We start from the raw sequence: 24711 nt of genomic DNA, 5'->3' as shown, positions 1-24711 counted from the left end.
GTGCGCACCGCAACCACCGCAAGCCGGGCGCCATCGGTGGCTGCGCCACCACGGGCCGTGTCTTCAAGGGCACCCGCATGGCCGGCCGGATGGGCAACGAGCGGGTCACCACCCAGAACCTGACCGTCCACGCCGTTGACGCGGAGAAGCCTGCCCGCCAGGGCACGCACAAGACCAAGACCCGCGGCGAGGTCCGCGGCGGTGGCAAGAAGCCGTRCCGCCAGAAGGGCACAGGCCGCGCCCGTCAGGGTTCGACCCGCGCTCCGCAGTTCGCCGGCGGTGGCGTCGTGCACGGTCCCGTCCCGCGGGACTACGCGCAGCGGACCCCGAAGAAGATGAAGGCCGCCGCGCTGCGCGGCGCGCTCTCCGACCGGGCCCGTCACAGCCGCGTCCACGTCGTTTCCGGCGTGGTCGACAGCGAGGTCTCCACCAAGGCGGCCAAGACGCTGCTGGGCAAGGTCAGCGAGCGCAAGCACGTGCTGCTCGTCGCCGAGCGCAGTGACGAGCAGACCTGGCTGTCCGCCCGCAACCTGCCCCAGGTGCACATCCTGGAGCCGGGCCAGCTCAACACCTACGACGTGCTCGTCTCCGACGACGTGGTCTTCACCCAGTCCGCGCTGGAGTCCTTCGTTGCTGGCCCGAAGGCCCACACCGAAGGGAGCGACGCCTGATGGCTACGCGACACCCGAGCATCGCCTCCAAGGCAGCGAAGGCCGCGAAGGCCGCCCGCGTCGCCAAGGCCGCCCGTCGTGCGGCCGAGGGCCCGGGCCAGATCGCGCCGGCCGAGCCGAGCAAGATCTTCTCCGACCCGCGCGACCTGCTGCTGCGGCCGGTCGTCTCGGAGAAGAGCTACGCGCTGCTGGACGAGAACAAGTACACGTTCATCGTCGACCCGCGGGCGAACAAGACCCAGATCAAGCAGGCCGTGGAAGAGGTCTTCTCGGTCAAGGTCGCCGGCGTCAACACGATCAACCGTCAGGGCAAGCGCAAGCGCACCCGCACCGGTTACGGCAAGCGCGCCGACACCAAGCGCGCCATCGTGACCCTCGCCGAGGGCGACCGAATCGACATCTTCGGCGGCCCGGCCTCCTGACGGGGGCGGGGTTGTTCTGAAGTCCGGAAACATTCCGAGGACTGAGAAATGGGTATCCGCAAGTACAAGCCGACGACTCCTGGCCGTCGTGGCGCCAGCGTCGCCGACTTCGTCGAGATCACGCGGGACACGCCGGAGAAGTCGCTGGTCCGCCCGCTGCACAGCAAGGGCGGCCGTAACAACGCCGGCCGTGTGACCGCCCGCCACCAGGGTGGTGGCCACAAGCGCGCCTACCGCGTGATCGACTTCCGTCGGCACGACAAGGACGGCGTGCCGGCGAAGGTCGCGCACATCGAGTACGACCCGAACCGCACCGCGCGCATCGCGCTGCTGCACTACGCGGACGGCGAGAAGCGCTACATCCTCGCCCCCCGCGGCATCCAGCAGGGCGACCGGATCGAGAACGGCCAGGGCGCCGACATCAAGCCGGGCAACAACCTGCCGCTGCGCTACATCCCGGTCGGTACGACGATCCACGCGATCGAGCTGAACCCGGGTGGCGGCGCCAAGTTCGCGCGCTCCGCCGGTGCTTCGGTGCAGCTGCTGGCGAAGGAGGGCCGCATGGCCCACCTGCGCATGCCGTCCGGTGAGATCCGTCTGGTCGACGCCCGCTGCCGCGCCACTGTCGGCGAGGTCGGCAACGCCGAGCAGTCGAACATCAACTGGGGCAAGGCCGGCCGGATGCGGTGGAAGGGCGTCCGCCCGACCGTCCGCGGTGTGGTCATGAACCCGATCGACCACCCGCACGGTGGTGGTGAGGGTCGTACCTCCGGTGGCCGCCACCCGGTCTCGCCGTGGGGTCAGAAGGAGGGCCGTACGCGCTCGCCGAAGAAGGCCAGCAACAAGTACATCGTCCGCCGCCGCAAGACGAACAAGAAGCGCTAGGAGGCGGGTTTAGATGCCGCGCAGTCTCAAGAAGGGGCCCTTCGTCGACGACCACCTCGCCAAGAAGGTGGACGGCCAGAACGACGCGGGCACCAAGAACGTCATCAAGACCTGGTCTCGCCGCTCGATGATCGTCCCGGCGATGCTGGGCCACACGATCGCGGTGCACGACGGCCGCAAGCACGTCCCGGTGTTCGTCACCGAGTCGATGGTCGGCCACAAGCTCGGCGAGTTCGCGCCGACCCGCACCTTCCGCGGCCACGTCAAGGACGACCGCAAGTCGCGTCGTCGTTGACGGGCGGGGTGTGTAGATCATGACTGACACCGAAGGGACAACCATGGAAGCCAGGGCCTCCGCGCGCTATGTGCGCGTCACGCCCATGAAGGCCCGCCGGGTGGTGGACCTTGTCCGTGGCCTCGACGCCACGGAGGCTCAGGCGGTCCTGCGTTTCGCCCCGCAGGCCGCCAGCGTGCCGGTCGGCAAGGTGCTGGACAGCGCCATCGCCAACGCCGCGCACAACTACGACCACACGGACGCCGACAGCCTCTACATCTCCGAGGCCTACGTCGACGAGGGCCCGACCCTGAAGCGGTTCCGGCCGCGCGCCCAGGGCCGTGCCTACCGGATCCGTAAGCGGACGAGCCACATCACCGTGGTCGTGAGCAGCAAGGAAGGAACCCGGTAATGGGCCAGAAGGTAAACCCGCACGGGTTCCGGCTCGGTGTCACCACCGACTTCAAGTCGCGCTGGTACGCCGACAAGCTCTACAAGGACTACGTCAAGGAAGACGTCGCGATCCGCCGCATGCTCACGCAGGGCATGGAGCGGGCCGGCATCTCCAAGGTGGAGATCGAGCGCACGCGTGACCGCGTCCGCGTCGACGTCCACACCGCCCGTCCCGGCATCGTCATCGGCCGCCGCGGCGCCGAGGCCGACCGCCTGCGCGGCAACCTGGAGAAGCTGACCGGCAAGCAGATCCAGTTCAACATCCTCGAGGTGAAGAACCCCGAGACGGACGCGCAGCTCGTGGCCCAGGCGGTCGCCGAGCAGCTCTCCTCCCGGGTCTCCTTCCGCCGCGCCATGCGCAAGAGCATGCAGACGGCGATGAAGGCCGGTGCCAAGGGCATCAAGATCCAGTGCGGCGGCCGTCTCGGCGGTGCCGAGATGTCGCGCTCGGAGTTCTACCGCGAGGGCCGGGTGCCGCTGCACACCCTGCGCGCCAACGTCGACTACGGCTTCTTCGAGGCCAAGACGACCTTCGGCCGCATCGGTGTGAAGGTGTGGATCTACAAGGGCGATGTCAAGAACATCTCCGAGGTCCGCGCCGAGAACGCCGCTGCCCGTGCCGGCAACCGCCCCTCGCGCGGCGGCGGTAACGACCGTCCCCGTCGGGGCGGCGAGCGTCGCGGCCGCAAGCCGCAGCAGAACCAGCAGGCCGAGGCTCCCAAGGCGGAGTCCGTGGTGCCCGCCGGTGCTGCCGCCGAGCCGAGCGCTTCTGGAAAGGAGAGCTGACCCATGCTGATCCCGCGCAGGGTCAAGCACCGCAAGCAGCACCACCCGAAGCGCACCGGCATGGCCAAGGGTGGCACCGAGGTTGCTTTCGGTGAGTACGGCATCCAGGCCGTCACCGCCGCCTACGTGACGAACCGGCAGATCGAGGCAGCTCGTATCTCCATGACGCGTCACATCAAGCGTGGCGGCAAGGTCTGGATCAACATCTACCCGGACCGCCCGCTCACCAAGAAGCCCGCCGAGACCCGCATGGGTTCCGGTAAGGGTTCGCCGGAGTGGTGGGTCGCGAACGTCAAGCCTGGTCGCGTGATGTTCGAGCTGTCCTACCCGAACGAGAAGATTGCCAAGGAGGCGCTCACCCGCGCCGCCCACAAGCTTCCGATGAAGTGCCGCATCGTGCGGCGCGAGGCAGGTGACGCGTGATGGCGGCCGGAACCAAGGCGTCCGAGCTGCGTGAGCTGGGCGACGAGGAGCTTGTGGCCAAGCTCCGCGAAGCCAAGGAAGAGCTGTTCAACCTCCGCTTCCAGGCGGCGACCGGGCAGCTTGAGAACCACGGTCGGCTCAAGGCCGTCCGCAAGGACATCGCCCGGATCTACACCCTGATGCGTGAGCGCGAGCTGGGCATCGAGACGGTGGAGAGCGCCTGATGAGCGAGACGAACGTGACTGAGAAGACAGAGCAGCAGCGCGGCTTCCGCAAGACCCGGCAGGGCCTGGTCGTCAGCGACAAGATGGACAAGACCGTCGTCGTCGCCGTCGAGGACCGCGTGACGCACGCGCTGTACGGCAAGGTCATCCGCCGTACCAACAAGCTCAAGGCGCACGACGAGCAGAACGCTGCCGGTGTCGGCGACCGCGTCCTCCTGATGGAGACCCGGCCGCTGTCCGCCACCAAGCGCTGGCGCATCGTCGAGATCCTCGAGAAGGCCAAGTAATTCCTGGGGCTCGTCCCGAGTCCACAGGTCGTTCCGCCAGGCTCGGCAGGGGGCGCCCGATGAGGGGTCCCCTGCCGGGAACCGGCAGACATACAGGAGATAGACGTGATCCAGCAGGAGTCCCGGCTTCGCGTCGCCGACAACACGGGTGCGAAGGAGATCCTCACCATCCGTGTGCTCGGCGGTTCGGGCCGGCGCTACGCGGGCGTCGGTGACGTCATTGTCGCTACCGTCAAGGACGCGATCCCCGGTGGGAACGTGAAGAAGGGCGACATCGTCAAGGCCGTCATCGTGCGCACCGTCAAGGAGCGCCGTCGCCCGGACGGCTCGTACATCCGGTTCGACGAAAACGCCGCCGTCATCCTCAAGAACGACGGCGACCCTCGCGGCACCCGCATCTTCGGCCCCGTGGGCCGCGAGCTGCGCGAGAAGAAGTTCATGAAGATCATCTCGCTCGCGCCGGAGGTGCTGTGACCATGAAGATCAAGAAGGGCGACCTGGTCCAGGTCATCACCGGCAAGGACAAGGGCAAGCAGGGCAAGGTCATCAAGGCCATGCCCCGCGAGGACCGCGTCCTGGTCGAGGGTGTCAACCGGGTCAAGAAGCACACCAAGGCCGGTCAGACGGCTCGCGGTTCGCAGACCGGCGGCATCGTGACGACCGAGGCCCCGATCCACGTCAGCAACGTGCAGCTGGTCGTGGAGGCGGACGGCAAGAAGGTCGTGACCCGCGTCGGGTACCGCTTCGACGACGAAGGCAACAAGATCCGCGTTGCCAAGCGGACCGGTGAGGACATCTGATGACTGCCACCACCACGCAGGCCCCGCGCCTGAAGCAGCGCTACCGCGAAGAGATCCAGGGCAAGCTGCAGGAGCAGTTCTCCTACGAGAACGTCATGCAGATCCCCGGCCTGACCAAGATCGTGGTCAACATGGGTGTGGGCGACGCCGCCCGCGACTCCAAGCTGATCGAGGGTGCCATCAAGGACCTCGCCACGATCACCGGCCAGAAGCCGGCCGTCACCAAGGCCCGCAAGTCCATCGCGCAGTTCAAGCTGCGTGAGGGCCAGCCGATCGGCGCCCACGTGACGCTGCGCGGCGACCGGATGTGGGAGTTCCTGGACCGCCTGCTGTCCCTCGCACTGCCGCGCATCCGCGACTTCCGCGGTCTGTCGCCCAAGCAGTTCGACGGACGAGGCAACTACACCTTCGGTCTCACGGAGCAGGTCATGTTCCACGAGATCGACCAGGACAAGATCGACCGGGTCCGGGGCATGGACATCACCGTGGTCACCACGGCGACCAGCGACGACGAGGGTCGTGCCCTGCTTCGTCACCTCGGCTTCCCGTTCAAGGAGAACTGACCATGGCGAAGAAGGCTCTGATCTCCAAGGCCAGCCGCAAGCCGAAGTTCTCGGTGCGTGCCTACACGCGCTGCCAGCGCTGCGGCCGTCCCCACTCCGTGTACCGCAAGTTCGGCCTGTGCCGTGTGTGCCTCCGTGAGATGGCGCACCGCGGCGAGCTGCCGGGCGTGACCAAGAGCTCCTGGTAACCCTTTCGGGTAACTCCGGGATCTCTCGGTAAGCTGAACAGTCGCTTACTACGCCGTAGGTCCCCCGCGACGCACCCGTCCCGTCGTCGGCCGTCAGGCCGGCGGACGGGGAGAGGGACGACGCAGACAGGGAAACCACGGCGAGAGAGGCCGAAGGCCATCACATGACCATGACCGATCCCATCGCAGACATGCTCACGCGTCTGCGGAACGCGAACTCGGCGTACCACGACTCCGTCGAGATGCCGCACAGCAAGATCAAGTCGCACATCGCGGAGATCCTCCAGCAGGAGGGCTTCATCACCGGCTGGAAGACCGAGGACGCCAGGGTCGGCAAGAGCCTGGTTCTCGAGCTGAAGTTCGGCCCGAACCGCGAGCGCTCGATCGCCGGCATCAAGCGGATCTCGAAGCCGGGTCTGCGGGTCTACGCAAAGTCCACCAACCTGCCGAAGGTGCTCGGCGGCCTGGGCGTGGCGATCATCTCCACGTCGCACGGTCTCCTCACCGACAAGCAGGCCAGCAAGAAGGGTGTGGGCGGGGAAGTCCTCGCCTACGTCTGGTAACGGAAGGGAACGGAGGTAAAGCCATGTCGCGAATCGGCAAGCTCCCCATCCAGGTTCCCGCCGGTGTGGACGTCACCATCGATGGCCAGACGGTCGCGGTGAAGGGCCCCAAGGGGTCCCTCGCGCACACCGTCGCCGCGCCCATCGAGATCGCCAAGGGCGAGGACGGCGCGCTCGTCGTCACCCGTCCGAACGACGAGAGCCGGAACAGGGCCCTGCACGGTCTGTCCCGCACGCTGGTGGCGAACATGATCACTGGCGTGACCCAGGGATTCAGCAAGGACCTCGAAATCAGCGGTGTCGGCTACCGCGTCCAGGCCAAGGGCTCCGACCTGGAGTTCTCGCTGGGCTACAGCCACCCGATCCTGGTGGAGGCCCCGGAAGGGATCTCCTTCAAGGTCGACACCCCGACCAAGTTCACGGTCGAGGGCATCGACAAGCAGCGGGTCGGCGAGGTCGCCGCGAAGATCCGCAAGCTGCGCAGGCCCGACCCCTACAAGGCCAAGGGCGTGAAGTACGCGGGCGAGGTCATCCGCCGCAAGGTCGGAAAGGCTGGTAAGTAAGCCATGGCATACGGCGTGAAGATCGCCAAGGGCGACGCCTACAAGCGTGCCGCCGCCAAGCGCCGTCACATTCGCATCCGCAAGAAGGTCTCGGGCACTTCCGAGCGCCCCCGTCTTGTGGTGACGCGCACCAACCGCGGGATCACCGCCCAGGTCATCGACGACATCGCGGGCCACACCCTGGCCTCGGCGTCGCACCTGGACGGCACCGTCCGCGGTGGTGAGGGTGACAAGAGCGCCCAGGCCCAGCAGGTCGGCGCCCTGGTCGCCGAGCGCGCCAAGGCCGCGGGGGTCGAGACTGTCGTCTTCGACCGCGGTGGTAACAAGTACGCAGGGCGGATTGCCGCTCTGGCTGACGCCGCCCGCGAGGCCGGGCTCAAGTTCTGAGCCCCGGTTCCGTGAGCTAGCGGACAAAGAGAGAGGTAATTCCAATGGCTGGACCCCAGCGCCGCGGTGGCGGCGCCGGTGGCGGCGAGCGGCGGGACCGTAAGGGCCGGGACGGCGGCTCCGCCGCCGAGAAGACCGCGTACGTTGAGCGCGTAGTCGCGATCAACCGCGTCGCCAAGGTTGTGAAGGGTGGTCGTCGCTTCAGCTTCACCGCGCTGGTCGTGGTGGGCGACGGTGACGGCACCGTGGGTGTCGGATACGGCAAGGCCAAGGAGGTGCCGGCCGCCATCGCCAAGGGCGTTGAGGAGGCCAAGAAGCACTTCTTCAAGGTCCCGCGTATCCAGGGCACCATTCCGCACCCGATCCAGGGTGAGGAAGCCGCGGGTGTCGTGCTGCTCAAGCCGGCCTCGCCCGGTACCGGTGTGATCGCCGGTGGCCCGGTGCGTGCCGTGCTGGAGTGCGCGGGCATCCACGACGTGCTGAGCAAGTCGCTCGGCTCGTCGAACCCGATCAACATCGTGCACGCCACGGTGGGGGCACTCCGCGGGCTTCAGCGCCCGGAGGAGATCGCGGCCCGCCGTGGTCTGCCGCTCGAGGACGTGGCTCCCGCAGCCCTGCTGCGGGCGCGTGCAGGGGTGAGCGCGTAATGGCTCGCCTGAAGATCACGCAGACGCGTTCCGTCATCGGGACCAAGCAGAACCACCGTGACACGCTGCGGACCCTCGGTCTCAAGCGCGTCAACGATGTGGCCGTCCGCGAGGCCAGCGACGTCGTGCGCGGGCAGGTGCACACCGTGCGCCACCTCGTGACGGTCGAGGAGGTCGACTGACATGGGTGACAACCCGCTGAAGGTCCACAACCTCCGTCCGGCCCCCGGGGCCAAGACCGCCAAGACCCGCGTGGGTCGCGGTGAGGCCTCCAAGGGCAAGACGGCGGGCCGTGGCACCAAGGGCACCAAGGCCCGGTACCAGGTTCCGGAGCGCTTCGAGGGTGGGCAGATGCCGCTGGTCATGCGGCTGCCCAAGCTCAAGGGCTTCAACAACCCGGCGCACAAGCAGTTCCAGGTCGTGAACCTGGACAAGCTGGCCGCCCTCTACCCCGAGGGTGGCGAGGTCACGGTGGCCGACCTGGTCGCCAAGGGCGCGGTGCGCAAGAACGAGCTGGTCAAGGTGCTCGGCTCCGGCGACATCTCGGTGGCGCTGACGGTGACCGTCGACAAGGTCTCCGGCTCCGCCAAGGAGAAGATCACCGCCGCCGGCGGCACCGTCACCGAACTCATCTGAGTTCGTTGACCACGTGAACGACAGGCCGGGGATGTCCCAACGGGACATCCCCGGCTGGTCGTTTGCCCGGCCGTTCTTTCCCGGGCTGGTCGTTTCTACCAGGTGCCGTCGCCGGTAAGGTGGCACCACCGTTGATATCTGTCGATCCTCAAGACCGTCACCTCTCGCGCACTCAACACCGCGGGGGGCGCAGGAGGCACCGTGCTCACCGCGTTCGCCCGGGCGTTCCAGACGCCCGACCTGCGCAAGAAGCTGCTGTTCACGCTCGGCATCATGGTGCTCTTCCGGATCGGAGCGCACGTCCCGGTGCCGGGCGTCAGCTATGAGAACGTCCAAGCGTGTATGGACGAGGCCAAGGGCGCGCAGGGGCTCTTCGGCCTGGTCAACATGTTCAGCGGCGGCGCGCTGCTTCAGATCACCATCTTCGCGCTCGGGATCATGCCGTACATCACGGCGAGCATCATCCTGCAGCTGCTGGTCGTGGTCATCCCCCGGCTGGAGGCCCTGAAGAAGGAAGGGCAGTCAGGCCAGGCGAAGATCACGCAGTACACGCGCTATCTGACCGTCGCGCTCGCCATCCTCCAGGCCACCGGCCTCGTCGCCACCGCACGCAGCGGCACCCTCTTCCAGAACTGCAGCGTCGCCAGCCAGATCATCCCCGACCAGTCGATCTTCACCACCGCCGTCATGGTCATCACCATGACCGCGGGCGTCGGCCTGATCATGTGGCTCGGTGAACTCATCACCGACCGCGGCATCGGCAACGGCATGTCCATCCTGATGTTCGTCTCCATCGCGGCCGGTTTCCCCGGCGCGCTGTGGGCCATCAAGAAGCAGGGCAAGCTCGCCGACGGCTGGATCGAATTCGGCGCCGTCATCGTCTGCGGCCTCGCGATGGTCGCCCTCGTGGTCTTCGTGGAACAGGCACAGCGCCGCATTCCGGTGCAGTACGCGAAGCGGATGATCGGGCGACGCAGTTACGGCGGAACCTCGACCTACATTCCGCTCAAGGTCAACCAGGCGGGTGTGATTCCCGTCATCTTCGCATCCTCGCTGCTCTACATTCCGGCGCTGATCGTGCAGTTCAGCGGCTCGCAGGCGGGCTGGGCACAGTGGATCCAGTCGCATTTCGTCAAGGGTGACCACCCTCTCTACATCGCGACCTATTTCCTGCTGATCGTCTTCTTCGCCTTCTTCTATGTGGCCATCTCCTTCAACCCCGAAGAAGTGGCCGACAACATGAAGAAGTATGGTGGCTTCATCCCGGGCATCCGGGCTGGTCGTCCCACCGCGGAGTACCTGAGCTACGTGCTGAACCGCATCACGTGGCCCGGCTCTCTGTACCTGGGTCTGATCGCACTGGTGCCGACCGTCGCGCTGATCATGTTCAACGCCAACCAGAACTTCCCGTTCGGCGGAACGAGCATCCTGATCATCGTGGGCGTCGGTCTCGAAACCGTGAAGCAGATCGAGAGCCAGCTTCAGCAGCGCCATTACGAAGGGTTCCTCCGCTGATGCGTATCGTCCTCGTCGGACCGCCTGGTGCGGGCAAGGGAACACAGGCCGCCTTCCTCGCGAAGAACCTGGCCATCCCGCACATCGCCACCGGTGACCTCTTCCGCGCCAACATGAGCCAGGGCACGGAACTCGGCCAGAAGGCCAAGGAGTACATGAGCGCCGGCCAGCTCGTGCCGGACGAGATCACCATCGGCATGGCCGAGGACCGGATGGCGCAGCCGGACGCCGAGGGCGGCTTCCTGCTCGACGGGTTCCCCCGCAACATCGCGCAGGCCAGGGCCCTGGACGGTTACCTGGGCGGGACGGACCAGAAGCTGGACGCCGTCCTCGACCTGGAGGTCCCCGAGGACGAGGTCGTCAAGCGGATCGCCGGACGGCGCATCTGCCGCAACGACAGCAGCCACGTCTTCCACGTGGAGTACAGCGCTCCGAAGACCGACGGCGTCTGCGACGTGTGCGGCGGCGAGCTCTACCAGCGCGAGGACGACCGCGAGGAGACCGTCCGCAAGCGGCTTGAGGTCTACCACAGCGAGACCGAGCCGATCATCGACCACTACAAGGCGCAGGGGCTCGTGACCACCATCCCCGCGCTCGGCACGGTCGGCGAGGTGACGGAGCGGGCGATGAGCGCGCTGGAGCGCTCCCGCGCCTGACCGTCCCCTGTGACGCGGCGGTCACCCGTCGCGACACGATCCTCACGTGGGGGCCGGGCACCCGCCCGGCCCCCACACCCATGCGCCCCCAAGGCTGTGGGGAGTGCCGCTGGAGGGGCGCGGGGAACTGCGCGAGCGCAGGGCCCGCCCCGTGAGAGGCCTGGCAGACTTGACAGGTAGCAGCAGACATTCGGTCGTCACCGGCGCACGGCCGGTCAGGGAAGGCGGAAGGCGACATGGTCGAGATCAAGACCCCGGAGCAGATCGCGAAGATGCGCGAAGCGGGGCTGGTCGTCGCCGCGATGCACGAGGCCTGCGCAGCCGCCGCCGTCCCCGGCGCGACGACCAAGGACCTGGACGAGGTCGCGGCGAAGGTCCTGGCCGATCACGGAGCGAAGCCGAACTTTCTCGGTTACGGCGGCTTCCCCGGCAACATCTGCACGTCGGTCAACGACGTCGTCGTGCACGGCATCCCCAGCAAGGAGACCGTCCTGAAGGCCGGTGACCTGCTGTCCATCGACGCGGGCGCGATCATCGATGGCTGGCACGGCGACGCGGCGCTGACCGTGTTCGTCGGCGAGGGCCACTCCGCCGAGCTGCGGGAGCTCAGCCGGGTGACCCAGGAGTCCATGTGGGCGGGGATCGCCGCCATGCGCAAGGGCAACCGGCTGGTGGACATCTCCAAGGCGATCGAGAGCTACATCCGCCGGCAGCCGCGTCCTGCCGGCGGCAAGTACGGGATCATCGAGGACTACGGCGGCCACGGCATCGGTTCCCAGATGCACATGGACCCCCACCTGCTGAACTACGTCGAGCGGCGCCGGGGCCGGGGGCCCAAGCTGGTGCCCGGCATGTGCCTGGCCATCGAGCCGATGGTGGGCCTCGGCACGGCTCGCACGCACGTGCTGTCCGACGAGTGGACGGTCAAGACGAATGACGGTACGTGGTCGTCCCACTGGGAGCACTCGATCGCGCTGACGGAGCAGGGCCCGCTCGTGCTGACCGCCCCCGACGGGGGGCGCGCGAAGCTCGCCGAGCTGGGCGTCGAGGCCGCCCCGGACCCGCTGGCCTGAGGTTTCGCTGCCCCTGCCCCACTCTTCCGCGTAACCCCCGGGCTCCCCGGGGAGCCCGGGGTGCGCGGGAACCCGGCGGCTCCGCCCCGGAACCCGATCCCGCCTCGGAACCCGATCCCGCCTCGGAACCCGGTCCCGCCCTGGCCCCCGCCGTCGGTTCCGGGAAGGGGCGCGGCAGGGGGATTAACCAGCCCGGGTGGCGGGGATACTCCCCGATTCGTCTTTCTCGACGGCGTGTCGTAGACTGGCTCGTCGGCCCAGGTATACCCGTTTGCGTGCGGAGCGCCAGGGCCTCCCAGGTAGCCGATCCCGGAAGGTGAAGCGCTCAAGCATGGCCAAAAAACAAGGGGCCATCGAGATCGAGGGCACCGTCGTCGAGTCTCTCCCGAACGCGATGTTCAAGGTGGAGCTCCAGAACGGGCACCAGGTCCTCGCGCACATCAGCGGCAAGATGCGGATGCACTACATCCGTATCCTTCCCGACGACCGGGTCGTGGTGGAGCTGTCTCCCTACGACCTGACGCGCGGACGGATCGTCTACCGCTACAAGTAGAGCGACAGATCGTGCCGGTATCCCCGCCCCCGTGAGGCCCGTGGGGAGAAGGCCAGACCCGGAGAACCTCACCACATGAAGGTCAAGCCGAGCGTCAAGAAGATCTGCGACAAGTGCAAGGTGATCCGCCGCCACGGCCGGGTCATGGTCATCTGCGACAACCTGCGCCACAAGCAGCGCCAGGGCTGACGCACACGACCTGCCTTTCGCAGTACCTTCGCGCGACGCGAGCAACAGACACATAAGCAGGGCCCGACACCGCCGACGGTGTCGACACCCCCGGTCGGAGGCCGGGGACCCTCTCGTTTCACGAGGCGGAACGGCACTGCTGCAGACCTCCGACGGAATCATCAGGAGCCACATCCATGGCACGCCTCGCTGGCGTCGACCTTCCGCGCGAGAAGCGCGTCGAGGTCGCCCTCACCTACGTCTTCGGCATCGGCCGCACCCTTGCCCAGCAGACCCTGCGCGAGACCGGGGTCAGCCCCGACACCCGCGTGCGGGACCTGGGTGAGGAGGAGATGGTCAAGCTCCGCGAGTACGTGGACAACAACCTCCAGGTCGAGGGTGACCTCCGCCGTGAGATCCAGGCCGACATCCGCCGCAAGGTGGAGATCGGCTGCTACGAGGGTCTGCGTCACCGGCGCGGTCTCCCGGTCCACGGCCAGCGCACCAAGACCAACGCCCGCACCCGTAAGGGCCCGCGTCGCGCCATCGCCGGCAAGAAGAAGCCGGGCAAGAAGTAGTCCGCACCGGACACGCTGCAAGCGGTCCGCGTAGTAGGACCGACCACCTCACGGGAGTTATCTCTATATGCCTCCGAAGGGCCGTACGGCCGGCGCCAAGAAGGTGCGCCGCAAGGAGAAGAAGAACGTCGCCCACGGGCACGCTCACATCAAGAGCACGTTCAACAACACGATCGTCTCGATCACCGACCCCACCGGCAACGTGATCTCCTGGGCCTCGGCCGGCCACGTCGGCTTCAAGGGCTCGCGGAAGTCGACGCCGTTCGCCGCGCAGATGGCCGCCGAGAACGCGGCGCGCCGCGCGCAGGAGCACGGCATGCGCAAGGTCGACGTCTTCGTCAAGGGTCCCGGCTCCGGCCGTGAGACCGCGATCCGCTCCCTCCAGGCCACCGGCCTCGAGGTCGGCTCGATCCAGGACGTCACCCCCACCCCGCACAACGGCTGCCGCCCGCCGAAGCGTCGCCGGGTCTGAGAACTGAAGTAGGAGATCACCACACATGGCGCGTTACACCGGGGCCGACTGCAAGCGTTGCCGTCGGGAGAAGCAGAAGCTCTTCCTCAAGGGAGCTAAGTGCGAGAGCGCGAAGTGCCCGATCGAGATCCGTCCTTACCCCCCGGGTGAGCACGGGCGCGGGCGCACCAAGGACTCCGAGTACCTGCTGCAGAAGCGTGAGAAGCAGAAGGCCGCCCGGATCTACGGTGTCCTCGAAAAGCAGTTCCGCGGGTACTACAACGAGGCCAACCGGCTCCAGGGCAAGACGGGTGACAACCTGCTCCGCATCCTGGAGACCCGCCTGGACAACGTCGTGTACCGGGCCGGCTTCGCCAAGTCCCGCGACCACGCACGTCAGCTGGTCAAGCACGGTCACATCGCGCTGAACGGTCGCAAGACCGACATCCCCTCGGCGCGCGTGTCCGTCAACGACATCGTCGAGGTGCGCGAGCCCTCCCGCAGCCTGACCCCCTTCCAGGTGGCGGTCGCGGAGGCCGGCGACAAGACGGTTCCGGCGTGGCTGGAGGCCATCCCCTCCAAGCTGCGCATCCTCGTCCACTCGATGCCCGAGCGCCAGGTGATCGACACCCAGGTGCAGGAGCAGCTGATCGTCGAGCTGTACTCGAAGTAATTCGGGTCGGTTCCTGGTTCCGGTACCTGGTCTGCGGGCCCGCCCCGGTTGCGGCTTGGGGTTCGGGGATCATTCCCCGAGGGGACGCAGCATCGACACCCAGGTGCAGGAGCAGCTGATCGTCGAGCTGTACTCGAAGTAAGCAGCACGTCGAGCTGTCCTCGATCCCGTTCGAGGCACGGCTCACAGGGTGGGGGCGGTTCGGCCGTGATGCGGCCGGGCCGCCCGTACCCTTGCAGTACCGGCATCAAATAGCGGTTGCCGAAAACTGGAGGCACACATCTCATGCTGATCGCTCAGCGTCCTTCCCTGACCGAAGAGGTCGTCGACGAGTTCCGGTCCCGGTTCGTGATCGAGCCGCTGGAGCCGGGCTTCGGCTACACCCTCGGTAACTCCCTGCGTCGTACGCTCCTCTCCTCGATCCCGGGTGCGGCGGTCACGTCCATCCGCATCGACGGTGTCCTGCACGAGTTCTCCACCGTGCCGGGCGTCAAGGAGGACGTCACCGACCTCATCCTCAACATCAAGTCCCTCGTCGTCTCCTCGGAGCACGACGAGCCGGTCGTGATGTACCTGCGCAAGCAGGGCCCCGGCCTGGTCACCGCCGCGGACATCGCGCCGCCTGCCGGTGTCGAGGTGCACAACCCGGACCTGGTCCTGGCCACGCTCAACGGCAAGGGCAAGCTGGAGATGGAGCTGACCGTCGAGCGCGGTCGCGGCTACGTCTCCGCCGTGCAGAACAAGCAGGTGGGCCAGGAGATCGGCCGCATCCCGGTCGACTCCATCTACTCGCCGGTGCTCAAGGTCACCTACAAGGTCGAGGCGACCCGTGTCGAGCAGCGCACCGACTTCGACAAGCTGATCGTCGACGTCGAGACCAAGCAGGCCATGCGCCCGCGCGACGCCATGGCGTCGGCGGGTAAGACCCTGGTCGAGCTGTTCGGCCTGGCGCGCGAGCTCAACGTCGACGCCGAGGGCATCGACATGGGCCCGTCGCCGACGGACGCCGCGCTCGCCGCCGACCTGGCGCTGCCGATCGAGGAGCTGGAGCTCACCGTCCGGTCGTACAACTGCCTCAAGCGCGAGGGCATCCACTCGGTGGGCGAGCTGGTGGCCCGCTCCGAGGCGGACCTGCTCGACATCCGCAACTTCGGTGCGAAGTCGATCGACGAGGTCAAGGCGAAGCTGGCCGGCATGGGCCTGGCGCTGAAGGACTCGCCCCCCGGGTTCGACCCGACGGCCGCGGCCGACGCGTTCGGCGCCGATGACGACGCCGATGCGGGCTTCGTGGAGACCGAGCAGTACTGAGACCTTCGGCGACGGGGCGGTCCTGAGCGTCTGCCGTGTCGCTGTTGTCGGGGAGCTGCGGGCCGGCTGTGGCTGGTCGCGCCCGCGCGGCGGAGCCGCAAATAAGCACAGCCCCGCGCCCCTGTCGGGGCGCACCCCGCGCCCCCGGAGGGGCGCGTCACCCGTACCCCCGGTACCTGATACGGCCGGGACTGCCGCCGGTTCCTGACACGGCCGGCGCAGGCACAACGTAAGGAGAAGCATCATGCCGAAGCCCACCAAGGGTCCCCGTCTGGGCGGCAGCGCCGCGCACCAGAAGGCGATGCTGGGCAACCTGGCGACCGCGCTGTTCGAGCACGGCCGCATCACGACGACCGAGTCGAAGGCCCGCCGCCTGCGTCCGGTCGCCGAGCGCCTGATCACCAAGGCGAAGAAGGGTGACCTGCACAACCGTCGTCAGGTCATGCGCACGATCCTCGACAAGAGCGTCGTCCACACCCTCTTCACCGAGATCGGCCCGCGGTACGAGAACCGTCCCGGTGGCTACACCCGCATCACCAAGATCGGTCCGCGTCGTGGCGACAACGCCCCGATGGCGGTCATCGAGCTGGTCGAGGCGCTGACGGTGCAGCAGGCCGCGGTCGGCGAGGCGGAGGCCGCCACCAAGCGCTCCGCGAAGGACGCCGCCGGTGACGAGGCTGTCGCCGACCTGAAGAAGGAGTCGGCCGAGGCCGACGCCGAGGCCGAGGGCGAGTCCAAGGACGCCTGACCCCGGCTGACGCTCACGCGGGCCCGTCCCCTGGAGGGGGCGGGCCCGCGTGCTGTTGTCTTCCCAATTAAGTGGGCGCTTGCTAAATTAACTCCATGGAAGAGCCGACCCCACCCGCCAGGCGACGCGGCCGACCGCCCAAGAGTGAAGGCCGGGCCACCCAGGAACACCTGCTCGACGCAGCCTTGACGCTGTTCGCCCGCCAGGGCTTCGCCGCCACCACGGTGCGGCAGATCGCCGCGGCGGTCGGCGTCCGCGACAGCGCGATCTACGGGCACTTCGCGGGCAAACAGGCCATCTACGACGCGCTGTTCGCAGCCGCCGGACCCGCTTCGTTCGACGCGCTGCGCATCGACGTGGACCGGCTGGTCGAGTCGGGACCGCGGGAGGCCGTGCCGGAGCTGGTGCGGCTGGTGATGGAGGGCTGGGCCTCCCCGCGGACCCGCCGGTTCACCAGCGTGCTGCTGCGCGAGGGCACGGGCGGCGGCGGCCTCGGTGGCCTGGCAGCCGTGATCGAGGAGGCGCGGGACCGCCTGTCCGAGCCGTTTCGGCGCTGGCAGGAGGCGGGCCTGATCCGCGCGGAACTCGACCCGCGCCAAGTGGTGTGGGAGCTGTTCGCCCCGCTGCAGGTGCCGCGCATGCTGCACCTGCACGCGGAGGCCACGGACGGCGACCTGGCCGCCGCCCAGCGCCTGGTCGACGACCACGTGGCGTTCTTCCTCTCCTGTGTCGTCCCGTCCGGAAGGGAAAACTGATGCACGGTCACCTGCCAGTCGTCCACGAGATGAGCGAGCGCCCCGAGGGGTTCGTGGCGCCGGACCTCCGCCCGACGGGCCTGACTCTGCTGCCGCAGGAGGTGGCCGAGGGGGTCTACGCCCTCATGGCGAACGAGCCGCCCAAGGACAACAACGGACTCATCGTCGGCGAGGACGCGGCGCTGGTGGTCGACTCCGGTGTCACCCCCGCGGTCGGCCGCCAGATCCAGGAACTGGCGGCCGGCCTGACGGACAAGCCGGTCCGCTACCTGGCCAACACCACGTACCACGGTGACCACACCTTCGGGAACGTCGCCTTCGGCAGCGACGTGACCCTCTTCTCCTCCCGTCTCAACAAGGCGGCCATGACCGACCTGGAGGCGGAGAAGCGCATGCGCGCGGAGAGCATGTACGGCGACGGCGCGCTGGACGAGGTCGTCACCTGGCGCCGCCCGGACGTGGTCTTCGACCGGTTCTGCGAGATCGACCTGGGCGGGCGGGTGGTCCAGCTGTGGCACCTGGGCCCCGGCAACGGCTCCGGCGACACCCTGGTCCACGTGCCCGACGCCAAGGTGACCTTCACAGGCAACTTCGTCATGCCCGCGGGGGTCCCGCCCATGATGCTGATCGGCGACCCCCTCGGATACGCCCGCACCCTGCGCACCATGCAGGCGCTCATCGACGTGGACACCCTCGTGCCCGGCCACGCCTTCCTCGGCCCCGCCGAACCGGGCATCTCCGGGCTGATCTCGTACCTGGAGCACCTGGCCGCCGCCGTGAGCCGGGGCAAGGACGACGGCGTGCCGCTGCGGGAGCTGTACGAGCTGCCGATGTGGGGGGTCCACCCCTCGCCCTCGGCCCCCGAACGGTTCCACGAGCAGCTGCGCTCGCTGCACCGACTGAACATCCTGCTCGCCTACCGGTGGCTGGACGGCGTACGGACCAAGGCCGCCTGATGAGCCTCGCCGCGCGGGTCGTCGGCTCCGGCACGAACAAGGTGATCATGACGCACGACTGGCTCGTCCCCACCGGCACCTGGTCCCTGTTCACCTCCTGTCTGGAGCGGACCGCGTTCAGCTGGGCCCTGCTCGACGCCCGCGGTTACGGCACCCGCCGCGACGTCCCCGGCGCGTACACGATGGACGAGCTGGCGGGCGACCTGCTGGCGCTCGCCGACCAGCTCGGCTGGGAGGAGTTCTGCCTCGTGGGTCACTCCATGGGCGCGAAGGCGAGCCAGCGGGTGGCCCTGGACGCCCCGGGCCGTGTCCGCAAACTCGTGGGCGTCACCCCCACCCCGGCGGGCCCGGTCGTGCTGACCGCCCGCCAGCGGGAGATGTTCACCGCCGCGGTGGAATCCCCCCAGGCCCGCAGGGAACTGCTGGACCTCTCGACGGGGAACCGGGCCTCGCACACGTGGCTGGACCGCATGGCCGACGCCTCGATGAGCGGCTCGGCCCCGGCCGCCTTCGCGGCGTACGCGCGTTCCTTCACCGGCACCGATCTGACCGCGGACCTCGCCAGGCAAGCGGTGACGGTGCCGGTCAAGGTCGTCGCGGGCCGGCACGACCGCGCCATTCCCGCGCACACGCTGCGGGAGGGGTTCGCGCCGCTGTACCCGGACCTCACATGGGAGGTGCTCGCCGACGCGGGCCACTACCCCATGCACGAGGCGCCGGACCGGCTCGCTGCCGCCCTCGCCTCCTTCCTCCGGGACTGAGGCGCGGCTCAGGGCCCCCGCGTGCGTCTGAGAGGATCGGGACCGTGAGCGACGACGTACGGGTGCGACTGGATCTGGCCTACGACGGCCGGGGGTTCTCCGGCTGGGCGCGGCAGCGCGAGGGGCAGCGCACGGTCCAGGCCGAGATCGAGGACGCGCTCCGTGTCGTCCTGCGCCGCGACGAGACGCCGGAACTGACCGTCGCCGGCCGTACGGACGCCGGAGTGCACGCGCGCGGCCAGGTCGCCCACGTGGACCTGCCCCGACAGGTGTGGGCCGAGCACGGCGAGCACCTGCTGCGCCGGCTGGCGGGGCGGCTGCCCATGGATGTGCGGATCTTCCGCGTCAGCGCGGCACCGCCCCACTTCGACGCCCGGTTCTCGGCGATCTGGCGCCGCTACGCCTACCGCGTCACCGACCACCCCGGCGGAGCCGACCCGCTGCTGCGCGGCCATGTGCTGTGGCACAACTGGCCGCTGGACCTCGACGCCATGAACGAGGCGGCGCGCGGACTGCTGGGGGAGCACGACTTCGCCGCCTACTGCAAGAAGCGCGAGGGCGCCACCACGATCCGGACCCTCCAGCGGCTGGAGTGGGTACGCCGCCCCGACGGGGTGCTGGAGGCGACGGTCCAGGCCGACGCGTTCTGCCACAACATGGTGCGCGCCCTGGTCGGCGCCATGCTCTTCGTGGGCGACGGCCACCGGCCCCCGGAGTGGCCGGCGAAGGTACTGGCCGCGGGGGTGCGGGACTCGGCCGTGCACGTGGTGCGCCCGCACGGCCTCACCCTCGAAGAGGTCGCCTACCCGTCCGACGAGGAGCTGGAGGCCCGCAACCTCGCCTCCCGCAACAAGCGGACCCTGCCTCCGCTGCCGCCCTCGCCGGGCTGCTGCTGAACAGAGCGCCTCCAGCACCCTCAGCACCCCGGCGACCGTGCACCTTTGCCGTCCGCGATCCTGAGCAGATCGCCCAGCGACACGACGCGCGCGCCGCAGCGCGACCCGGACGCGGCGCACGTCCAGCCGCAGCGGCGGCGGCGACGGCAGCGGCAGGATCGGCCTCTGGCGGCTCCCGTTCCGAGATACGGTCCCCGGTCGCGGACACGGTTCCCAATCACGGACACGGTTCCCGGTCGCGGACACCACTCCCGATCCGACTGCGGCCCCCGGCACGTGTCCGCTGCCGGGGGCCTTTTTGCGTGACGGCGCCGAAGCGGCCGGGCGCTACGGGATCGCCACCGGGCCGTCGTCCGGGCCGGGGCGCGGCGTGGGGGCCGTCCGCGAGGACGCGCCGGCGGGCTTGCCCTCGGCCGGTTTGCCGAGGTTCTGCTTGACGGTGTCCAGGATCGTCAGCCCCTGGCTGACGAGCCCCGCGGCGACCTCGCCGAGGCCGTCGGCGCCGTTGAGGACGTTGACGTTGGCCTGGGACAGGCCGGTCGCGGCTTCCTTGACGATCTGCGGGAGCTGGTCGATCAGCAGCTGGTCGAGGGCCACCCGGTCGTGGGAGGCGGCGGCCTCGGCCTGGATCTTCATGCGTTCCGCCTCGGCGAGGGCGACGACCTTGATGCGTTCGGCCTCGGCCTCGGCCGGCTTGACGACCTCGGCCACCAGCTCCTGCTGCCGCAACTGGGCGGCGCGCTCGGCCAGTTCCGTCTGCGCGGCGAGCACCTCCTGCTGGGCGTGTGCCTGGGCGAGCGGGCCCGCCTGCGCGGACTGGGCCTGGGCGCGGTCGACCTCGGCCTTGTACTCGGCCTCGACGATGGCGGTCTGGCGTTCGTACTCGGCCTGGTTGCGGGCGGCTTCCTGCTGGGCCTCGACGGAGGCCTGGGTGGCCTGCGCCTCGGCGATCTTGGCCTGGCGCTGGATGGCGGCCTTGTGCGGGGCTGACATGGCCTCGATGTAGCCGGTGTCGCCGTCGTCGATGGACTGGATCTGGAAGGAGTCGACGATCAGGCCGATCTTGCCCATCTCCGTCTTGGAGGTCTCCAGCACCTCGGTGGCCAGCTTCTGCCGCTCGGTGACGATCTCCTCGACGGTCATGGAACCGATGATGGAGCGCAGGTGGCCGGAGAAGATGCGGCCCGTCAGCACCGACATCTGCTCCTGCTCGGAGAGGAAGCGCTGTCCCGCGTTGACGATGGACTCGTTGTCGTTGCCGACCTTGAAGGCGATCACGGCGCGGACGGTCAGCACGATGCCCTGCTTGGTCACGCACGTCTCGGCGACCTCGGACTCGCTCATCGCCAGCGTGAGGAACCGCACCTTGCGGAAGACCGGCAGGACGAACGTGCCGTGGCCGGTGACGACGCGGAACGGTGCCCCCTTGAGGCCGCGCCGGCCACCCGAGATCAGCATGGCCTCGTCCGGTGCGGGGACGCGGTATCCGAACATCCTTCATCCTCTCCTCGACCGCGCCGGGGCGCGGGGCGGTTCACGGCTGCCGGCTGGCAAGTTCACGGCTCCAGCGGGTCGTTCCACGCGCTGACGTCGACCTGCCGGGTGCCGCGCGACTCGATCACCAGCACGGTCGTGCCGGCGGGCAGCGGTTCGGGCGACCACGCCAGGAAGGATTCCGACCCGCCCCTGATCCGCACCAGCACCTCTCCTGGTCCGGCGGCGCCGCGGGTGCCGATGAGCAGCTTGCCGACGCAGCCGATCACCGTCTCGTCCGCCTGCATGGGAAAGTCGCCGCCTCCGTCGCGTCCTGGCCCTCAGCGGACCCTAACGGGCCGACCCGCGGAAACTGCGGACTGTGGCGCCTTCGTTACGGGCTTGTGCGTCGGACGTCGCGTCCGGCTCCCGCAGCTCGACCGCGCCGCAGCCGTGCCGGTGTGCCGAGCGGTCAGCGAAGCGGGTGAGGAGCGCGGTGAGGGCCTTGTGCGCGGCGTACGGTCCCGGTTCGTGGGAGGCGGTCTCCATCGGCAGCAGCGCGTACCGCGCCGGCTGTCCCGTCGTCGTGCACCGCGCGGCGTGCGCCGTGTAGGGGCTCTCCGGCGTCTCGCCGCCTCGCGGCCAGTTCTCGGCCAGGAGGGTGTAGAGCGGCGCGCCTCGCAGACCTCCCAGCACGCACTGCTCACGGGGGGAGCGGCCGGCCGGTGGTTCGACGACGGTGACGACGCCGAGCCGCCGGGCCGCTGCGGGGGAGAGGAGGTCCGCGCACAGGCCGCTCGCGTCGGCGTACGGCGTGAAGTCCGCTGTCGCCACCGAGTCGCCGACGTCGGGGACGTGCCGTCCGAGGTCTCCCTCGCAGCCGGTGTCGGCATGGTAGGTCCGGGCCATCCTGGTGGCGACGGCCACGAGTTGGGTGCGTTTGCGAGGGTCGGCGAAGCTCGCGGTGTCCAGCGTCGCCGAAGCGGTGAGGGCCAGCGGGCGCTTGGTGCCGCAGTCGAGGACGAGCGCCGCCGAGGCGCGGCGTTCGTGGGCGCTGGGGTCGAAGTCGTCGGCGCCCGCGTGGTCGGGCCGGGCGGTGAAGTTTCCGTTCCAGCCGTGTCCCAGGGGTACCGGGATGTTGTCCGGGGCCCCTCCGGGAAGCCGCTTCGGCTTGAGGGAGATCACGACGGAACCTCGGCCGGAGCCCTCGGAGTGCCGCACTCCGCAGGTGCGGCGGTCGCCGTCCGGGTAGGTGTCCTTCTTCTCTTCGGCGGTCATGGGGGTCAGTTCCGCGCCGTCGAGGAGCTTCTCCGTCTCCGTGGCGGGGAAGGGGAGTCCGTGGCAGAGGGATTCCCACTCCCGGCCGCCCCCGTCGCCGAAGGCCCCGCCGCGCCACAGTCCTGTTGCCGCGAGGAGCAGCAGGACGGTGGCCAGGGCGGCTCGTACCTTTCCGCGCCACCACCGGGGCGGGTGGGCGTCGGGTTCCGCGTCCGCCCCCGCTCGGGCACTCACGCGCGCAGCCTCCCGATCTCCTGGGTGCCGTGGCACCTGTAGTGGTCCGTGTACCGGCTCAGGACCAGGTCGACGACGTCGGGCAGGCGGTCCGGGTGCCGGCCGGTGGCCGAGAGCCGGAGCAGGCTCTCCTCGCCGCCGCAGCGCGCGGTGGCCCAGAGGATCACCTGCCGGTCGCTGCTGTGCCGGTCGTAGTGGTCCGCTCGGCGCCCGCCGGGCGGGGAGGGGCGGGAGGGCGACAGCAGGCGCAGTTCACGGCCGTACTCGGTGCGGGCTTCTTCGCGATAGCGCCCCTGCCACTGGGCCGAGGTGAGGGTGAACGCGTCCGGCACGTCCTCGCGTTGCTCCTCGGTGGCCCGCTCGACCCGACAGCCGTGTGCCTCGCGCCGCCAGGGTGACGCTTCGGCGTCCTGCCAGCCCTCGCCCGCGGCGAGCTGTGCTTTCACCGGCTCGAACCACGCGCAGGCGCGGGGGGTGTCCTCGTCGGTGGCGTCCGATCCGCGCTCCGCGTCCTGGCCGTACCGCGCGAGCGCGGCGCTGCGCACCTTCGGTCCTGTCGTACCGGGACCCGGGGCGCACCCGGCTTCGTCGAGTATGTGCCGCGCCGCCGCCTTCTCGATCGCCTTGGCGTCCGGTACGTGGACGGAGTGCAGGGCCGACACCCGCACGAGGAAGTACGTCACCCGCTCGCCGGTCGCCCCGTCCCGGCCGAGACCGGGCAGCCCTTTGGGGCAGCGGGCGACGAGGCCGTGTTCGAGGTCGTCGATGTGCGGGGCGGTGCCCGGCCGGGTCAGGCCTCCGCTCAGCAGGTCCTCGACGCGGACGCCGTGTCCGAGGGGAGCCGTGCGCAGCGGTACCGACGTGAGCGTGAGGTACTCCGTCTCCCCGGTGGTCTCCGCCTCGTCCTCGTCCCTGTCCCACTCGATGCGGCAGGTGAGGAGGTCGCGGTCGGAGAACCCTGGCGCGAGGAGGGTGCCCCGGTTGTCCACGAGCCGGACGCGTTCCCCGTCGGGGACGAATTCCCCCACCGCGTCCGCGGGCAGCGCTCCCTCACACGCGCGGGCGAGGACGCGGTCGTTGTCACGGTCGACGGCCCGTGCCGACAGGTGCAGCCAGACCGGGACGGCGGCCACCAGGAGGGCGAGTACGGCCCCGACCGTGACCGGGGTCCGTATCCGGCCCAGGCGATGCGCACGCATGTCAGGTCCCGGTTTCCGGCCGGTGGCCGCTACCGGCCGAGGGCCGGCGCGGTTCACGTCTCGTCGCGTTCACGTCTCGTCGGGTTCACGTCTCGTCGGGCTCGGGAGCCTGCGCGGCGGCCGAGGACTGGCTGCGGCCACGCTCCAGGATGCGGGCGTAGGCGTAGTTGGAGCCGTCGAGGGCGGCCTGCTGGGCCTCCTTGTCGCCGGCGCCCGAGGCCTGTCCGTTGGTGCGTCCCGCGATGGTGAAGTAGGCGTAGCGGCCCAGGGAGTTGGCCGTGGTGCGGCAGGTGACGGTGCGGCAGAAGTCGGGGACGCCGCCGCCCGGCAGAGCCACCAGGTTGGGCTGGTAGTCCTTCTTGACCTGCGCGGCCGTCTTGGCGTCCGCGAAGACCGCGATGCCGACCGTGACGGCGAGCCCGTCGTGGGTGTAGGTGGCACGGTAGACGGCGTCGCAGTCGTTGCGGGTCAGCACGGGGCCCAGGCCCGCGTGCGCCGCGTCGGCGCAGTTCTTGCTGGTGGAGGTCTTGGCCAACTCGTAGGGGTGGCCGTTGACGGTGACCTTCTTGCTCGGGTAGAGCGTGTCGGCGGACAGCGGGGCCTTGTCCCGCTTGGCGTCGGAGATGAAGTCCTTGGGCGGCGGCGGGGGCGGCGGCTCGTTCTT

General features: G+C 69.2%; 38 protein-coding genes. 33 read left to right on the top strand and 5 right to left on the bottom strand.

Translation table 11 applies throughout. The features are described from left to right. Positions 1–77 precede the first annotated feature (77 nt). The 33 genes from rplD (at position 78) to truA (ending at position 19863) form a co-directional block, all read left to right on the top strand. Positions 78–671: a 50S ribosomal protein L4 gene (gene rplD, locus AB8Z75_RS10345; RefSeq protein WP_369201144.1), complete on the top strand. Its 594-nt coding sequence runs from the start codon at positions 78–80 to the stop codon at positions 669–671. Beyond that, positions 671–1093 carry a 50S ribosomal protein L23 gene (gene rplW, locus AB8Z75_RS10340; RefSeq protein WP_369201143.1) on the top strand — a complete coding sequence of 141 codons (423 nt, stop codon included), beginning with the start codon at positions 671–673 and terminating at the stop codon, positions 1091–1093. Before rplD ends, rplW begins: the two co-directional genes overlap by 1 nt. Before the next feature lie 48 nt (positions 1094–1141). Next, complete coding sequence (gene rplB / locus AB8Z75_RS10335; RefSeq protein ID WP_242753395.1) at positions 1142–1978, top strand: 50S ribosomal protein L2; 837 nt, start codon at positions 1142–1144, stop codon at positions 1976–1978. A 13-nt stretch (positions 1979–1991) separates the two neighbouring features. After that, a complete protein-coding gene (gene rpsS / locus AB8Z75_RS10330) occupies positions 1992–2273 on the top strand; it encodes a 30S ribosomal protein S19 (protein WP_019354948.1) in 282 nt (93 codons plus the stop codon). Positions 2274–2316: 43 nt separating this feature from the next. Continuing rightward, positions 2317–2664: a 50S ribosomal protein L22 gene (gene rplV / locus AB8Z75_RS10325; protein ID WP_114015364.1), complete on the top strand. Its 348-nt coding sequence runs from the start codon at positions 2317–2319 to the stop codon at positions 2662–2664. Next, on the top strand, positions 2664–3491 hold the full coding sequence (rpsC, locus tag AB8Z75_RS10320; RefSeq protein WP_369201141.1) for a 30S ribosomal protein S3: 828 nt from the start codon (positions 2664–2666) through the stop codon (positions 3489–3491). Before rplV ends, rpsC begins: the two co-directional genes overlap by 1 nt. A gap of 3 nt (positions 3492–3494) precedes the next feature. After that, positions 3495–3914 carry a 50S ribosomal protein L16 gene (gene rplP / locus AB8Z75_RS10315; RefSeq protein ID WP_114015366.1) on the top strand — a complete coding sequence of 140 codons (420 nt, stop codon included), beginning with the start codon at positions 3495–3497 and terminating at the stop codon, positions 3912–3914. Next, complete coding sequence (gene rpmC / locus AB8Z75_RS10310) at positions 3914–4138, top strand: 50S ribosomal protein L29 (protein WP_114015367.1); 225 nt, start codon at positions 3914–3916, stop codon at positions 4136–4138. The genes rplP and rpmC overlap by 1 nt, the downstream gene beginning before the upstream one ends. Further along, complete coding sequence (rpsQ, locus tag AB8Z75_RS10305; RefSeq protein ID WP_027738918.1) at positions 4138–4425, top strand: 30S ribosomal protein S17; 288 nt, start codon at positions 4138–4140, stop codon at positions 4423–4425. The genes rpmC and rpsQ overlap by 1 nt, the downstream gene beginning before the upstream one ends. Positions 4426–4530: 105 nt before the next feature. Further along, positions 4531–4899: a 50S ribosomal protein L14 gene (gene rplN / locus AB8Z75_RS10300; protein WP_027738919.1), complete on the top strand. Its 369-nt coding sequence runs from the start codon at positions 4531–4533 to the stop codon at positions 4897–4899. 2 nt (positions 4900–4901) lie between these two features. Beyond that, positions 4902–5225 (top strand): 50S ribosomal protein L24, encoded by a 324-nt coding sequence (gene rplX / locus AB8Z75_RS10295; protein WP_114015368.1) that lies wholly within the window; start codon positions 4902–4904, stop codon positions 5223–5225. Then, positions 5225–5788: a 50S ribosomal protein L5 gene (gene rplE, locus AB8Z75_RS10290; protein WP_114015369.1), complete on the top strand. Its 564-nt coding sequence runs from the start codon at positions 5225–5227 to the stop codon at positions 5786–5788. Before rplX ends, rplE begins: the two co-directional genes overlap by 1 nt. 2 nt (positions 5789–5790) lie before the next feature. Then, positions 5791–5976: a type Z 30S ribosomal protein S14 gene (locus AB8Z75_RS10285; protein ID WP_016473415.1), complete on the top strand. Its 186-nt coding sequence runs from the start codon at positions 5791–5793 to the stop codon at positions 5974–5976. 164 nt (positions 5977–6140) lie between these two features. Continuing rightward, positions 6141–6539 (top strand): 30S ribosomal protein S8, encoded by a 399-nt coding sequence (gene rpsH, locus AB8Z75_RS10280; RefSeq protein ID WP_114015370.1) that lies wholly within the window; start codon positions 6141–6143, stop codon positions 6537–6539. A gap of 23 nt (positions 6540–6562) precedes the next feature. Next, entirely contained in the window at positions 6563–7102 is a 540-nt protein-coding gene (gene rplF, locus AB8Z75_RS10275) for a 50S ribosomal protein L6 (RefSeq protein ID WP_369201140.1), read from the top strand. A gap of 3 nt (positions 7103–7105) precedes the next feature. Further along, entirely contained in the window at positions 7106–7489 is a 384-nt protein-coding gene (gene rplR, locus AB8Z75_RS10270) for a 50S ribosomal protein L18 (RefSeq protein WP_369201139.1), read from the top strand. 44 nt (positions 7490–7533) lie between these two features. Continuing rightward, positions 7534–8136 carry a 30S ribosomal protein S5 gene (gene rpsE / locus AB8Z75_RS10265; protein ID WP_369201136.1) on the top strand — a complete coding sequence of 201 codons (603 nt, stop codon included), beginning with the start codon at positions 7534–7536 and terminating at the stop codon, positions 8134–8136. Next, positions 8136–8318: a 50S ribosomal protein L30 gene (rpmD, locus tag AB8Z75_RS10260; protein WP_019354934.1), complete on the top strand. Its 183-nt coding sequence runs from the start codon at positions 8136–8138 to the stop codon at positions 8316–8318. Before rpsE ends, rpmD begins: the two co-directional genes overlap by 1 nt. Position 8319: 1 nt before the next feature. Beyond that, positions 8320–8772, top strand: a complete 453-nt coding sequence (rplO, locus tag AB8Z75_RS10255; RefSeq protein WP_114023470.1) for a 50S ribosomal protein L15 — start codon at positions 8320–8322, stop codon at positions 8770–8772. A gap of 201 nt (positions 8773–8973) precedes the next feature. After that, positions 8974–10287 carry a preprotein translocase subunit SecY gene (gene secY, locus AB8Z75_RS10250; protein WP_369201135.1) on the top strand — a complete coding sequence of 438 codons (1314 nt, stop codon included), beginning with the start codon at positions 8974–8976 and terminating at the stop codon, positions 10285–10287. Beyond that, a complete protein-coding gene (locus AB8Z75_RS10245) occupies positions 10287–10943 on the top strand; it encodes an adenylate kinase (RefSeq protein ID WP_369201134.1) in 657 nt (218 codons plus the stop codon). Before secY ends, AB8Z75_RS10245 begins: the two co-directional genes overlap by 1 nt. A gap of 236 nt (positions 10944–11179) precedes the next feature. Continuing rightward, positions 11180–12016, top strand: a complete 837-nt coding sequence (gene map / locus AB8Z75_RS10240) for a type I methionyl aminopeptidase (protein WP_369201133.1) — start codon at positions 11180–11182, stop codon at positions 12014–12016. Positions 12017–12347: 331 nt separating this feature from the next. After that, entirely contained in the window at positions 12348–12569 is a 222-nt protein-coding gene (infA, locus tag AB8Z75_RS10235; RefSeq protein WP_003948620.1) for a translation initiation factor IF-1, read from the top strand. A 75-nt stretch (positions 12570–12644) separates the two neighbouring features. Next, positions 12645–12758, top strand: coding sequence for a 50S ribosomal protein L36 (gene rpmJ, locus AB8Z75_RS10230; protein ID WP_003956441.1), 114 nt, complete (start codon positions 12645–12647; stop codon positions 12756–12758). A gap of 176 nt (positions 12759–12934) precedes the next feature. Then, on the top strand, positions 12935–13315 hold the full coding sequence (rpsM, locus tag AB8Z75_RS10225) for a 30S ribosomal protein S13 (protein ID WP_114015377.1): 381 nt from the start codon (positions 12935–12937) through the stop codon (positions 13313–13315). A 67-nt stretch (positions 13316–13382) separates the two neighbouring features. Next, positions 13383–13787 (top strand): 30S ribosomal protein S11, encoded by a 405-nt coding sequence (gene rpsK, locus AB8Z75_RS10220; RefSeq protein ID WP_016473404.1) that lies wholly within the window; start codon positions 13383–13385, stop codon positions 13785–13787. A gap of 25 nt (positions 13788–13812) precedes the next feature. Beyond that, positions 13813–14439 (top strand): 30S ribosomal protein S4, encoded by a 627-nt coding sequence (rpsD, locus tag AB8Z75_RS10215; protein ID WP_369201132.1) that lies wholly within the window; start codon positions 13813–13815, stop codon positions 14437–14439. A 285-nt stretch (positions 14440–14724) separates the two neighbouring features. Then, complete coding sequence (locus AB8Z75_RS10210) at positions 14725–15747, top strand: DNA-directed RNA polymerase subunit alpha (protein WP_019354927.1); 1023 nt, start codon at positions 14725–14727, stop codon at positions 15745–15747. Positions 15748–15991: 244 nt separating this feature from the next. Beyond that, positions 15992–16495, top strand: coding sequence for a 50S ribosomal protein L17 (gene rplQ, locus AB8Z75_RS10205; protein ID WP_369201131.1), 504 nt, complete (start codon positions 15992–15994; stop codon positions 16493–16495). Positions 16496–16590: 95 nt separating this feature from the next. Beyond that, positions 16591–17250 carry a TetR/AcrR family transcriptional regulator gene (locus tag AB8Z75_RS10200; protein ID WP_369201129.1) on the top strand — a complete coding sequence of 220 codons (660 nt, stop codon included), beginning with the start codon at positions 16591–16593 and terminating at the stop codon, positions 17248–17250. Beyond that, a complete protein-coding gene (locus tag AB8Z75_RS10195) occupies positions 17250–18206 on the top strand; it encodes an MBL fold metallo-hydrolase (RefSeq protein WP_369201128.1) in 957 nt (318 codons plus the stop codon). The genes AB8Z75_RS10200 and AB8Z75_RS10195 overlap by 1 nt, the downstream gene beginning before the upstream one ends. Continuing rightward, entirely contained in the window at positions 18206–18967 is a 762-nt protein-coding gene (locus AB8Z75_RS10190) for an alpha/beta fold hydrolase (protein ID WP_369201127.1), read from the top strand. The genes AB8Z75_RS10195 and AB8Z75_RS10190 overlap by 1 nt, the downstream gene beginning before the upstream one ends. A gap of 44 nt (positions 18968–19011) precedes the next feature. Next, positions 19012–19863, top strand: coding sequence for a tRNA pseudouridine(38-40) synthase TruA (gene truA, locus AB8Z75_RS10185; protein WP_369201125.1), 852 nt, complete (start codon positions 19012–19014; stop codon positions 19861–19863). 327 nt (positions 19864–20190) lie between these two features. On the opposite strand, the gene AB8Z75_RS10180 is transcribed toward truA, so the two are convergent. From AB8Z75_RS10180 to AB8Z75_RS10160, 5 genes are all read right to left on the bottom strand, one after another. Continuing rightward, positions 20191–21357 carry a flotillin family protein gene (locus AB8Z75_RS10180; protein ID WP_369201124.1) on the bottom strand — a complete coding sequence of 389 codons (1167 nt, stop codon included), beginning with the start codon at positions 21355–21357 and terminating at the stop codon, positions 20191–20193. Positions 21358–21419: 62 nt separating this feature from the next. After that, positions 21420–21644, bottom strand: a complete 225-nt coding sequence (locus AB8Z75_RS10175; RefSeq protein ID WP_369201123.1) for a hypothetical protein — start codon at positions 21642–21644, stop codon at positions 21420–21422. Between the two features lie 43 nt (positions 21645–21687). Next, a complete protein-coding gene (locus tag AB8Z75_RS10170; RefSeq protein WP_369201122.1) occupies positions 21688–22848 on the bottom strand; it encodes a hypothetical protein in 1161 nt (386 codons plus the stop codon). Then, positions 22845–24047 (bottom strand): hypothetical protein, encoded by a 1203-nt coding sequence (locus AB8Z75_RS10165; protein WP_369201121.1) that lies wholly within the window; start codon positions 24045–24047, stop codon positions 22845–22847. Before AB8Z75_RS10165 ends, AB8Z75_RS10170 begins: the two co-directional genes overlap by 4 nt. Positions 24048–24132: 85 nt before the next feature. Next, the coding region (locus AB8Z75_RS10160) for a hypothetical protein (protein WP_369201120.1) at positions 24133–24711 on the bottom strand (579 nt) is incomplete at its 5' end.

It is taken from the genome of Streptomyces sp. PU-14G (assembly GCF_041028275.1).
Classification (GTDB): Bacteria; Actinomycetota; Actinomycetes; order Streptomycetales; family Streptomycetaceae; genus Streptomyces.
This window is presented reverse-complemented; position numbering and strand designations above follow the sequence as displayed.